The organism is Burkholderia sp. IT-111MI5 (assembly GCF_949752865.1).
Lineage (GTDB): Bacteria > Pseudomonadota > Gammaproteobacteria > Burkholderiales > Burkholderiaceae > Burkholderia > Burkholderia pyrrocinia_C.
In genome coordinates this window covers 1,289,752-1,301,697 of sequence record NZ_CATKIF010000011.1, presented here as the reverse complement: position 1 = coordinate 1,301,697, position 11,946 = coordinate 1,289,752, and the positions used below count along the sequence as shown (strand labels likewise).

Annotated in this window: 10 protein-coding genes; 6 read left to right on the top strand and 4 right to left on the bottom strand. The window is 68.6% G+C overall.

The features are described from left to right. Positions 1 to 346: 346 nt before the first annotated feature. Positions 347 to 2,350, top strand: coding sequence for a cyclic di-GMP phosphodiesterase (gene pdeR, locus ACM6JT_RS14135; RefSeq protein WP_034182037.1), 2,004 nt, complete (start codon positions 347 to 349; stop codon positions 2,348 to 2,350). A gap of 52 nt (positions 2,351 to 2,402) precedes the next feature. Here the strand turns inward: pdeR and ACM6JT_RS14130 are convergent, their stop codons facing one another. After that, on the bottom strand, positions 2,403 to 3,266 hold the full coding sequence (locus ACM6JT_RS14130; protein WP_034182038.1) for a crotonase/enoyl-CoA hydratase family protein: 864 nt from the start codon (positions 3,264 to 3,266) through the stop codon (positions 2,403 to 2,405). A 457-nt stretch (positions 3,267 to 3,723) separates the two neighbouring features. On the opposite strand from ACM6JT_RS14130, the gene ACM6JT_RS14125 reads away from it, so the two are divergent. After that, positions 3,724 to 5,694, top strand: a complete 1,971-nt coding sequence (locus ACM6JT_RS14125; RefSeq protein ID WP_414856693.1) for an APC family permease — start codon at positions 3,724 to 3,726, stop codon at positions 5,692 to 5,694. Positions 5,695 to 5,715: 21 nt separating this feature from the next. Further along, positions 5,716 to 5,841: a hypothetical protein gene (locus tag ACM6JT_RS14120; protein ID WP_258170474.1), complete on the top strand. Its 126-nt coding sequence runs from the start codon at positions 5,716 to 5,718 to the stop codon at positions 5,839 to 5,841. A 6-nt stretch (positions 5,842 to 5,847) separates the two neighbouring features. Here ACM6JT_RS14120 and ACM6JT_RS14115 read toward each other — a convergent pair whose 3' ends face one another. Continuing rightward, positions 5,848 to 6,006: a hypothetical protein gene (locus ACM6JT_RS14115; RefSeq protein ID WP_161785064.1), complete on the bottom strand. Its 159-nt coding sequence runs from the start codon at positions 6,004 to 6,006 to the stop codon at positions 5,848 to 5,850. A 253-nt stretch (positions 6,007 to 6,259) separates the two neighbouring features. On the opposite strand from ACM6JT_RS14115, the gene ACM6JT_RS14110 reads away from it, so the two are divergent. After that, positions 6,260 to 8,146 (top strand): DUF3857 domain-containing transglutaminase family protein, encoded by a 1,887-nt coding sequence (locus tag ACM6JT_RS14110; RefSeq protein ID WP_414856743.1) that lies wholly within the window; start codon positions 6,260 to 6,262, stop codon positions 8,144 to 8,146. Between the two features lie 56 nt (positions 8,147 to 8,202). After that, complete coding sequence (locus ACM6JT_RS14105; protein WP_165948046.1) at positions 8,203 to 8,370, top strand: hypothetical protein; 168 nt, start codon at positions 8,203 to 8,205, stop codon at positions 8,368 to 8,370. 245 nt (positions 8,371 to 8,615) lie between these two features. On the opposite strand, the gene ACM6JT_RS14100 is transcribed toward ACM6JT_RS14105, so the two are convergent. Then, positions 8,616 to 9,665: an AraC family transcriptional regulator gene (locus ACM6JT_RS14100; RefSeq protein WP_034182041.1), complete on the bottom strand. Its 1,050-nt coding sequence runs from the start codon at positions 9,663 to 9,665 to the stop codon at positions 8,616 to 8,618. A 71-nt stretch (positions 9,666 to 9,736) separates the two neighbouring features. Here ACM6JT_RS14100 and ACM6JT_RS14095 point away from each other — a divergent pair, with 71 nt between their 5' ends. Continuing rightward, a complete protein-coding gene (locus ACM6JT_RS14095; protein ID WP_414856692.1) occupies positions 9,737 to 10,939 on the top strand; it encodes an MFS transporter in 1,203 nt (400 codons plus the stop codon). 49 nt (positions 10,940 to 10,988) lie between these two features. Here the strand turns inward: ACM6JT_RS14095 and ACM6JT_RS14090 are convergent, their stop codons facing one another. After that, entirely contained in the window at positions 10,989 to 11,867 is an 879-nt protein-coding gene (locus tag ACM6JT_RS14090; protein ID WP_414856691.1) for an aldo/keto reductase family oxidoreductase, read from the bottom strand. Between the last annotated feature and the right edge of the window lie 79 nt (positions 11,868 to 11,946).

Here is an 11,946-nt window from a genome sequence, read left to right as displayed (position 1 = left end):
TCCGGCCAGCCCCGTTTCGCACTCCCTTGCCTGCTCTCGAACATGCCGCCAATCATGAAAAGTCCGGCTTGCCAATCGAGTCCCAATTCCTTGACACTCTGCTCTAAATGTGAGTGCCAATCCTCATCGTCATTTGATAAGATGGCTCTCATCATTCGTTAGGCAGAACCTGCGCGCTTTACGCGCGAACGCCGGTCGCATTAGCTGGAAACAAGTACGAGACGAGGGCCGTTGTCACGGCAATCACGGCTGCCCTGCCGGGACGCGCGCTGCGCGGCCCGGGAAGGCGGGCGGCCAGCTCGCCTCCGTCTACACTATGCGTTTTTTTCTGGATCGGGGCGTGTCCATGGATGACGAAAACGATAGCGCGGTGCTCGAGGCGCATGTCGGTACGCGCAGCCCCTGCTGGCGGCTCGGCAGCGACAGCAATGCGCTCGAACTGGCCGCCGTCCGCGGCCTGACCAACGTCGCCGTCGCGCTGACGGTCGAGCAGGCTGCGCGCATTCGCGCGCTGACGGGCGTCACGTCGCACCTCGTGCTCGACATCGCACTGTTCGGCGAGCCGGTCAGCCTTCATCTCGTCGGCAGGAAGGTCAACACGACCGACTGGGCCGGCACGGCCTCCGCGTATTCCGATGCCGTGTCCGTCGCGGAAGATCTGTCGCACGGGCTCGCGTTCGCCGAGCAGGTCGTGTCCGAAGTGAATTCGCTGGTCGTGATCCTCGACCGCAACGGGATGGTGCAGCGTTTCAACCACCTGTGCGAGGAAGTGACGGGCAAGCGCGAGGTCGACGTGATCGGCCGCAGCGCGTTCGAACTGTTCATGAGCCCCGAGCAGGGCGCGCAGTCGCGCAGCAACATCACGGGCTTTTTCGCGAGCAACCGCTCGTTCGCGGTCGAGCGCTACATCAACACGGTCAACGGGCCGCGCCTGTTCCAGTTCCGCAACAAGTTCGTGCAGAGCGGCAGCGGCGTCGAAGAGCAGTTCCTGATCTGCTCGGGCATCGACATCACCGAGGAGCGCAACGCGCAGCAGCGGCTCACCGAACTCGCGAACACCGACGTGCTGACCGGGCTGCCGAACCGCCATGCGATCAGCGAGCGCATCCATGCGGCGATCGCCGCGGAGAGCGCCGCGTCGCGCGGCCAGGTCGGCATCCTGTTCCTCGATCTCGACAACTTCAAGCGCGTCAACGATCACTACGGCCACATCACCGGCGACCGCCTGCTGCAGGACGTGTCGAAGATCATCAGCGGCTGCCTGCCGTCCGGCGCGACGCTCGCGCGGCTCGGCGGCGACGAATTCCTCGTGCTGTTCGAGCACGGCACGCGGCCGCTGCTCGAAGCGACCGCGCAGATCATCCTCGAACGGATGCGCACGCCGATCCACCTCGGGCTGATGGAGGTCTATACGAGCTGCTCGATCGGCATCGCGATGCACCCGCAGCACGGCGATTCGCTCGAGACGCTGATCCGCAGCGCGGACACCGCGATGTACGTCGCGAAGGAAGAAGGCAAGCATACGTACCGCGTGTTCTCGCTGGAGATGAACCAGAAGGTCGCGAAGTACATGTGGCTCGACACGAACCTGCGCAAGGCGCTCGAGGAAGAGCAGTTCGTGCTGCACTACCAGCCGGTCGTCGATATCGCGACCGGCGACGTGCGCGGCGTCGAGGCGCTGATCCGCTGGCAGTCGCCCGATCGCGGGCTCGTCGCGCCGATCGAGTTCATCCGCTTCGCGGAGGAGTCGGGGCTGATCGCGCCGCTCGGGCGCTGGGTGATGCGCACCGCGGCCGCGCAGGCCGCCGCGTGGAAGGCGAAGGGGCTCGGCATCCGGATCGCGGTGAACGTGTCCGCGCGGCAGTTGCAGGACACGAACATCGTGCATCAGTTCGCATCGATTCTCGACGGCGCGGGGCTCAAGCCCGGCCTGCTCGACATCGAACTGACCGAGAGCTGCTTCATCGAGGACGAGGATTCCGCCAACGGGCTGATGCGGCAGTTCCGCCAGATCGGCGCGGAGATCCATCTCGACGATTTCGGCACCGGCTATTCGTCGCTGTCGCAGTTGTCGCGCCTGCCGCTCGACGCGATCAAGCTCGACCGCACCTTCATCACGGGCATCGACCGCAATCCGCGCTCGCAGGCGCTGGTGCGCTCGGTCGTGTCGCTCGCGAGGGCGCTGAATTTCGCGGTGATCGCCGAAGGCGTCGAGACGCATGCGGAAGCCGATTTCCTCAAGCAGCTCGACGTCGATCACGCGCAGGGCTACTACTACGCACGGCCGATGCCGGCGCAGGCCTTCGAGGCGTGGCTCGCCGAGACGAGAAAGCTCAGGCTGATCGCCTGAGCTTCGTTCCGGGGAGCGGGGCGCCGCCGGCAACCGGCGGCGCCCCGCCGCATTACACCGTGCGCAGCTTCGACACGCGCCGGTTCTGCAGCATCACCAGGCGTTCCATGTACGCGAGGTCCTTCGGCTCGATCGTGAACGCCGCATGCACCCACGCTTCCGTGATGTCCATCAGCTCCGAGCGCGACAACTGGAACACGCGCTCGCGTGCGCGCAGCATCGCGCGCACGCCGTTCAGCTTCGGCTTCGTCACGTCGATGAAGGTGCGTGTCGCGAGATACGCGTCACCGGCGTCGAACGTCTCGTCGACCAGCCCGCGATCCTCGTACCACTCGGCCGCATGCGTTTCGCCGGTCGAGATCAGCGATTCCGCGATTCCGCGGTCCGCCTTGCGCGTAACGAGCGAATAGCCGCCCATGCCCGGGAACAGGTTGAACGCGATCTCGGGGAACCCGAGCTTCACGCCCTTCTGCGCGAGCACGTAGTGATGCGCGAGCGCCGCTTCGAAGCCGCCGCCGAGTGCGCTGCCCTCGACCATCGCGATCGAGATCGACCCGGTGCCGAAGCCCGTGTAGATCTCGTACACGCCGTCGATGCACGAGCGCGCATAGGCCATCAGCTGGTCGCGCCGGCCGCTGCGGATCGCGTCGACGAAGAAACTCAGGTCGCCGCCGACGTTGAACAGCTCGGGGACGAGCGAGCCCGTCACCCAGAAGTCGAACGGCAGGCCCGAGTCGCGTGCGACGCGCGCGAGATGGATGATTTCGGTGACGAGTTGCTGGTTGAAGCACGGCCGCGGCTCCGATCGCAGCATCATCCACATGACGTTGCGTCCTTCTTCGTAAAAGGCAGTCAGTTGCGTGAGTTCGCCGGCTTCATAAAACGGGCGGCACGCCGGATGGGATTGGAGTTGCATGGTATGTCCTCGTGAGTTGTGGTTTTCGAAGACCATCGCGCCCGGTGCCATGCGGGAATCGGGTTGCCCGCCTGGCGCCGGGCGCGAGGCATCGCCATTGTTGCGCGCGCACAAATGCCGAATTGCGGGGAACAACGCACGACCGGGACGCGGGCGCGGATGCAGCGCGTGGCGACGGGCGAGGAGAGGGGGAGCGGGTGCGGAAACCTGCGCGCCGGGCGTGGCCGATGCGGGTGGGAAGGTGGGTCGCGACGCGGCCGGAGCAAGGTCGCCGCGTCGCGCAATCGCGCGCAGGCGGCCGCTCCCGCGCACGGGCGCCGGCGTCGGTCGCTTACGCGTTGAAAGCGGCGCCGGGCCGGCGGGCGGCTCCTATGGAATATGCGGACTGGCGCCGCGAGCGCGCGTCGATTAGCTTTAGGGGATCGCGCCGCCGCGCCGGGCGTGCCGGGAGGGGACCATGACCGCATTCCGGAAGGTGTGGCAGTTGCTGGTCGGAAAACCGCTGGACCCGCTCGATCCGCGCACGCGCCATGCGATCGCCGTGACGCCGTTGCTGGCCTGGGTCGGGCTCGGCGCCGACGGGTTGTCGTCGTCGTGCTACGGCCCGGAAGAGGCGTTCCTCGCGCTGGCGCACCATACGCCGCTCGCGCTGTTTCTCGCGCTCGCGACCGCGGCCACGGTCTTCATCATCGCGCTCGGCTACAACCAGGTGATCGAGCTGTTCCCGACGGGCGGCGGCGGCTACCGCGTCGCGACCGCGCTGCTCGGCGCGAAGCCGGGGCTCGTGTCGGGCGCGGCGCTGCTGGTCGACTACGTGCTGACCGTCGCGACCTCGCTCGCGAGCGGCGTCGACGCGTTCTTCAGCCTGCTGCCGGTCAGCGCGCAGGCATTCAAGCTTACGACCGAGATCGTGCTGATCCTGCTGATGACCGGGCTCAACTTCCGCGGGATGCGCGACTCGATCATGGTGCTGCTGCCGATCTTCATCGGCTTCGTCGTGCTGCACTTCGGGCTGATCGTGTATGGCGTCGCCGTACACGGCAGCAACCTCGCGATGATCGTGCCCGACGCCGTGCACGAGGCGCACGGGATGTCGCAGTCGCTCGGCGTGTTCGTGATGCTCGCGTTGCTGATGCGCGCGTTCTCGCTCGGCGGCGGCACCTATACGGGCCTTGAGGCCGTGTCGAACAACGTGAACATGCTCGCCGATCCGCGCGTGCCGAACGGCAAGGTGACGATGTGGTACATGTCGACGTCGCTCGCATTCACGGCCGGCGGCATCATCCTGCTGTACATGCTGTGGCACGCGCATCCCGTCGAAGGCGAGACGCTCAACGCGGTGGTGTTCGGCAGCGTGATCGACCATCTCGGGCTCGGCTCGGCGTTCGCGCGGCATGCGCTGCTCGCGGCCGTGCTCGCGTTCGAGGCCGGGCTGCTGATGGTCGGCGCGCAGACGGGGTTTCTCGACGGCCCGGCGGTGCTGTCGAACATGGCGTCGGATTCGTGGGTGCCGCGCCATTTCCGCGACCTGTCGACACGCCTCGTGCGGCAGAACGGCATCATCGTCGTCGGCCTGTCGAGCCTGCTGATCCTGCTGTGGACGCACGGTAGCGTCGACGTGCTCGTCGTGCTGTACAGCATCAACGTGTTCCTCACGTTCAGCATGTCGCTGCTCGGGCTGTGCACGTACTGGTGGCGCCATCGCAGCGAGCGCGGCTGGTTCAAGCACTTCTTCCTGTCGGCGCTCGGGCTGAGCGTGACGGCGACCGTGCTCGTCATCACGCTGGTCGAGAAGTTCACGGCAGGCGGCTGGCTCACGGTGCTCGTGACGAGCGCGGTGATCGCGCTGTGCTTCATGATCAACCGCCACTACGCGTACACGCGCGCGCAGCTCGCGAAAGAGGACGCGCTGTTCTCGGGGAAGCCGCCCGAAGTCGACGAGGCTACCGCACCGGGCAAGCCCGATCCGCAGGCACCGACCGCCGTGCTGCTGGTCGGCAAGCATCGCGGCGCGAGCATGCACGCGCTGCTGTGGGTCAACCGGCTGTTTCCCGGGCACTTCCGCAACGTGATCTTCCTCGCGGTCGGCGAGGTCGATGCGAAGGCGTACGACGGGCACGAACATCTCGAACGGCTGCGTCACTCGATCACCGAAGCGCTCGACTACTATGTCGCGCATTGCCGCCGCAACGGCATCGCGGCCGACTACCGGATCGCGTTCGGCACGAATCCCGTCGTGGAATTCATGAACCTCGCGTCGTCGACGCTCGACGCGTATCCGAACGCCGTGTGCTTCGCGAGCAAGCTGATTTTCCGGCGCGTGAATTTCCTGACCGCGTGGCTGCACAACCAGACGCCCGTCGAACTGCAGGCGCGCCTGCATGTCGAGGGCAAGCAGATGGTGCTGCTGCCGATGAACGTCGGCTAGCGGTGGCGTTGCAACGGTACCGTGACGGGCGCCGTCACGCCGACGCGCTACGACCTGAAGGGGCAATTGCGCGGGCAGCATGCGCAGGCCGGCGCGTACACGCTCGCGTGGACGCGGCGCGGCAAGCGCGTGGGCGACTGCCGGTAGCAGCCGTCACGGCTGATGGTGCCGGTGCGGGCGGTTGGGCCGCCGCAGCGGCGGATGATGGAATTTGGCCCTCAGCCGGTCGCGCCCCGGGCGCTTGACGAAGAACAGCACGACGAGCGCGACAAACGCCAGCAGCACGACGACTTCCACGATTCCGTTTTCCATGGTGCCTCCCGGTCGCGGGCGGACGATTTTTCGCCGGCGTCAGGCGTTCGAGCGTATGCCGGCGGCCGCACGCGACGATGCTTCCATGTTTCATTGTAGGCCGGCGTGCACCGGCTTGACGCTTGCGTATGCGTCGCCCACACTGGCCGACACGGGAGCCGCGCGGTTGACCCTGTCCGCTGCGCGGCCGCGCTTTCCGTGAACCGCGACGAGGTGCGATGTGGTGCGCTTTTCTGTCGGCCTGGCCGGCTGGATGCTGGCATGCGCTGCCGCGTTCGGCGCATCGAGCGCCGTCGGTGCGGCGCCGGGCATGGGCCCGGCGGCGGACGGCGCGAACGGCGTTGCCGACGAAGCACCCGTCACGCTGGTCAGCGATGTCCACGAATTCGTGATCCGGCACGACGGTTCGCTCGACGAGCACGACGATTCGACGCTGCGCGCGAACAACGCGAACGGCATCGACGCGGTTGCGCAGCGCTACGTGTGGTTCGACAAGAATCTCGAGCAGGTCGACCTGCTCGCGGCCGAGACGATCGACCGCGACGGTGTCGCGCATCCGGTCGGCGCGGACGGCATCCGCGACGTGCAGGAGCCGCGCTCGGCCGGCGCGCCGACGTTCCAGGACGGGCTGTTGCGCACTGTCGTGTTTCCCGGCGTCGAAGCCGGGTCGAGCACGCGCGTGGCGTTCCGCAAGACGCGCACGAAGCCCGTCAATCGCGGCTACTTCGGCTACTACGTCGAGCCGTCGCGCGAGCCCGTCGACAATCAGCGGCTGATCTTCGACGTGCCGGCCGACATGCCGTTGTACGCGGACGCGCGCGGCTACGTCGCGCTGCCGCCGGTCACGGCGAACGGCCGCACGCGCTACGAATTCGACTACCGGCACGGCCCGTACGACCGCATCGAGAACGGCGCGGTCGGCTACCCGACCTACGGCGACCGGCTCGTCGTGTCGACGCTGCCCGACTACGCGGCGTTCGCCGCGCGCTACCGCAACGCGGCCGTCGACCCGAGCGTGGACGATCCGGCCGTCGTGCAACTGGCGCGCGCGCTCACCGCGGGTGCTGCCGCGCCGCGCGACAAGGCGCGCATCCTGTACGACTGGGTGCAGGCGAACGTGCGCTACGTCGGGCTGTTTCTGGGCGAAACGGCCGCCGCGCCGCATCGCGCGACCGACATCCTGCGCAACCGCTACGGCGACTGCAAGGACCATGTCGCGCTGTTCGGCGCGCTGCTCGCGGCGGTCGGCATCCGCAGCGAACCGGTGCTGATCAATCTCGGTTCGGTGTACACGCTGCCGTCCGTGCCCGGTTACGGCGGCGGCGCGATCAATCATGCGATCACGTGGCTGCCCGATCTCGCGCTTTACGCCGATACGACGACGGCCGGCATCGCGTTCGGCTACCTGCCGCCGATCGTGATGGATCGCCCCGCGCTGCTGGTCGATACGGGCGTGCTGTCGCGCACGCCGGCCACGCAGCCGCGCCGCCGCATCGCGCGGCTCGCGATCGATGCCGCGCAGCCCGGCGCCGCGCGGTTTCATGCGTACATCGAGGACGACGGCTGGACGGCCGAACTCGAACGCAATCTGTTTCGCCGCGCGACGCACGACCGCATCGAGCAGCTCGCGACCGAACGCCTGCGGCAAAGCGGCTTGCGCGGCCGCGCGCAACTGTCGACCAGCGACCGGCGCGTGACCGACGGGCCGTTCGACGTGACGGTGTCGGGCACGCTCGATCATTTCGTGTGGCCCGACGGCACGACCGCGTTGCCCGCGCTGTCGAGCCTCACGGGCGGCATCGCGACGCAGGTCGAGAACTGGCTGGCCGAGCCCGTGCGCACGCAGCCGTGGGGCTGCATCGGCGGCGCGTTCGACGAGACCGGCCAGATCGCGCTGCCGGCCGACGTCGTCGTGACCGACCTGCCGGCCGATGCGGCCGTGCACGACCGCTTCGTCGACTTCACGTCGCATTACGTGTTCGACGCGGCCGCGCGCGTGGTGCAGGTCACGCGGCGGATGAAGGCGGAGTTCGGCCGGCAGGTGTGCACGCCCGACGAATTCACGGCGCTGCGCGCGTCGCTCGAACGCATCGAGCGCGACACGCAGGCGCAGATCGTCGTGCGCGCGAAAGGGCGTTGAACGGGCAGGGGCAATGAGCGTGTCGCCATCGTCGGCCGACGCGCAGGAGCGACATCATGACGGAACGGGACTACGAGATCGCCGATCTCTCGAAGGATTTGCTGGGCCGGATCGTGCAGGGCGCCATCGCGAGCGGTGCGGCCGTGGATGCGGAGCACTGCGCGGCGCTCGCCGTGCAGTGCGCGACGGCGCTGGTCGACAAGCTCGAAGCGCTCAGCGGCTGAACGCGGAAAGGCGTCACGCGCGGCGGCGGTGGCTCGAGCGAGGCCGGCGACCGTGTGACGTCGGAGTGGCGCGTAGCGGCTTCCGGTCAGCGTCGCACGTCAAGCGTCAGGCATTACGCTTCGACGCGCGCCTTCGCGCGCGGCGGCGGTGGCGTGAGCGACGCCGGTGAGCGTGCGACTTCGACGTGAAGCGACACGTAGCGGCCCCCGGCCAGCGTCGCACGTCAAGCGTCGAGCGTCAGGCATTACGCTTCGACACGCACGTCGCCGTCCGCACGCACCGCGCCCGGCGGCTTTCCGACCACGCGCTTGAACGCGCGGCTGAACGCCGCCAGCGAACCGTAGCCGAGCCGGTACGCGACGGCTTCGATCGCCTCGTGGTCGCGCGCGATCCACTGCGCGGCGAGCCGCATCCGCAGCTCGGTCAGGTAGCGCACGGGCGTCATCCCGGTCGCCGCGAGAAAGCGTTCGGCGAACACCGAGCGCGACACGCCCGCTTCGGCGGCCAGCTCCGCGACGCTCCAGTTGCGGCCCGGGTCGCGATGCAGCGCGACGATCGCGCGGCCGAGCTTCGGCTCGCGCAGCGCCTGCACCCAGCCCGCCGCGTCGCCGCATCCGCACTCGACCCAGCCGCGCACGATGAATGCCGCGACCACGTCCGCGAGCCGCGCGAGGATGCCCGCGAAGCCCGCGCGCGCCGAGCAGGACTCGCGCTCCATCGCGTCGAGCATCGGGCGGATTTCCGGGTAGCGTGCGAGCAGCGTGCCGACGTGCATGAACTCGGGCATCGTGCCGACCAGCGGCTGCATGCCGCCGAGATCGAGCTCCATGCATGCGCTGAAGATCAGCGCATCGCCGGCGCCCGGCTCCGTCGTCGCGCAGGCCGCGGGTGACGTGCCGGCCGACGCCACCGACGCGACCGTATCGCAGATCTTCGCGACTTCGAAGCCGTTGATCTCGCGGCACGGCGCATCCGGATCGGACACCAGCGCATGCATGCGCCCGTGCGGCAGCAGGATCGCGTCGCCGGCCTCGAGCCGCATCGTTGCGCCGGACGCATCGCGCAGCAGCACGGGCCCGCGTCCGACGAAATGGAATTGCGCGCGGCCCGGCGCCTGGCCGAAATTCAGCCCGAACGGCCGCGCGACCTGGATGCGGCGGTACTGCACGCCGCTCAGGCGCATCCCCAGCAGCAGCTCGCTGACGAGGTCGTGCACGTCGGGGACGGGGGGAAGCAGCGGCTCGGACATGGCGAGATTCGGACGATCGATCAACAAGAACGGATTGTATGTCATAGACCGTCCTGCTGCCGGTCCTTACGATACGCCGTCATCAGTACTTTCCCTAGACGAAAACGGAACGCCACATGAATCCCGGAATTTCCCCGGCCGCCTCGACGGCGGCCACCCGCGAACCGGCCTGGGGCGCGGTATTCGCAATGACGCTCGGCGTCTTCGGGCTCGTCACGGCCGAATTTCTTCCCGCCAGCCTGCTCACGCCGATGGCCGACAGCCTCGGCGTGACCGAAGGCGTGGCCGGGCAGGCCGTGACGGCCACCGCGACGGTCGCGCTCGTCACGAGCCTGCTGATCTCCGCGCTGACGCGCACGATCGACCGGCGGCGCGTGCTGCTCGCGTTCTCGGTGCTGCTCGTCGCATCGAATCTGGCGGTCGCGTTCGCGCCCGACCTGACGACGCTGCTGATCGGCCGCGTCGTGCTCGGCGTTGCGCTCGGCGGCTTCTGGACGATGGCGACGGCCACCGCGATGCGGCTCGTGCCGACGGCGATGGTGCCGCGCGCGCTGTCGATCATCTTCAGCGGCGTGGCGGTCGCGACGATCGCGTCCGCACCGATGGGCAGCTACTTCGGTCACCTGATCGGCTGGCGCAACGTGTTCCTGATCGCGGCCGGGCTCGGCGGCGTCGCGTTCGTGTCGCAGGTGATGACGCTGCCGTCGATGCCGCCGAGCGGCACGACGCGGCTGCGCACGTTGATCGACGTGCTGCGCCGGCCGACCGTCGGCCTCGGGATGTTCGCGACGATCCTCGTGTTCACCGGGCATTTCGCGTTCTTCACGTATCTGCGGCCGTTCCTCGAGCAGGTTGCGGGCGTCGGCGTGAACGGGCTGTCGGCGATCCTGCTCGGCTACGGCATTGCGAACTTCGTCGGCACGTCGCTCGCGGGCCGCGTGCTCGAACACCGGCTGCGGCCGATGCTGATCGGGATGCCCGCGCTGATGGTCGTGCTCGGCCTCGCGCTCGTCGCGCTCGGCCGCGCGCCGATGCTCGACGCGGTGCTCGTCGCGTTGTGGGGGATGGCGTTCGGCGGCGTGCCCGTCGCGTGGTCGACGTGGGTCACGCGCACCGTGCCCGACGAGGCCGAGAGCGCGGGCGGGCTGATCGTCGCGGCGATCCAGCTCGCGATCGCGACCGGTGCGGCGGCCGGCGGCGTCGTGTTCGACGCGAACGGTGCGGCCGGCGTGTTCGTCGCTGCGGCGGCCGTGCTGGCCGTCGCGGTCGCGACGATCGTGACCGGCGTGCCGAAGCGGGTGGGCGTGGCGGTGTCCTGACCGGCCGGGCGGCCCGCGCTTCGCGGGTCCGCCGGCGGTCACCTGTCCGTCATGCGGCTCCGGCGTCCGCAATGCGGTCGAGTTCCGCGAGCGCATCGTCCGGCAGATCGAGATCGGCCGCCGCGAGATTCTCGCGCAGATGCGCGACCGACGAGGTGCCGGGAATCAGCAGAATGTTCGGCGCGCGGCGCAGCAGCCACGCCAGCGCGACCTGCATCGGCGTCGCACCGACGCGGGCCGCCACGCCGGACAGCGTCGACGACTGCAGCGGCGAGAAGCCGCCGAGCGGAAAGTACGGCACGTATGCGATGCCGTCGCGGGCCAGCGCGTCGATCAGCGCATCGTCGCCGCGATGCGCGATGTTGTAGTGGTTCTGCACGCAGACGATGTCGCAGATCCGCCGGCCTTGCGCGACCTGCGCGGGCGTGACGTTGCTCAGGCCGATATGGCGGACGAGCCCGCGCCGCTGCAGTTCGGCGAGCGCGCTCAGCGGCGCCTCGATCGATCCTTCGGCCGGCCCGTGCGTGTCGAACATGATGCGCAGGTTGACGACGTCGAGCACATCGAGGCCGAGGTTGCGCAGGTTGTCGTGCACGGCCCGTTCGAGTTCGTCGGGTGCGAACGCGGGCAGCCACGCTGCGTCGCCGCCGCGTCGCGCGCCGATCTTGGTGACGATCGCGAGATTGTCCGGATACGGATGCAATGCATCGCGGATCAGCCGGTTGGTGACGTGCGGGCCGTAGAAGTCGCTGGTGTCGATATGGTCGACGCCGGACGCGACGGCCTCGCGCAACACGTTCAATGCCGCGTCGCGGTCCTTCGGCGGGCCGAATACGCCGGGCCCCGCGAGCTGCATCGCGCCGTAGCCGATCCGCTTGACGTTGCGATCGCCGAGCCTGAAGGCGGTGGTGTGCCGAATGTCGGACATGACTGTGCTCCTGTGGATCTGTCGATGAATGCGCCCAGCATAGGCATTGGCCGCCTGCGCGATAAGCCGTCATAATCCG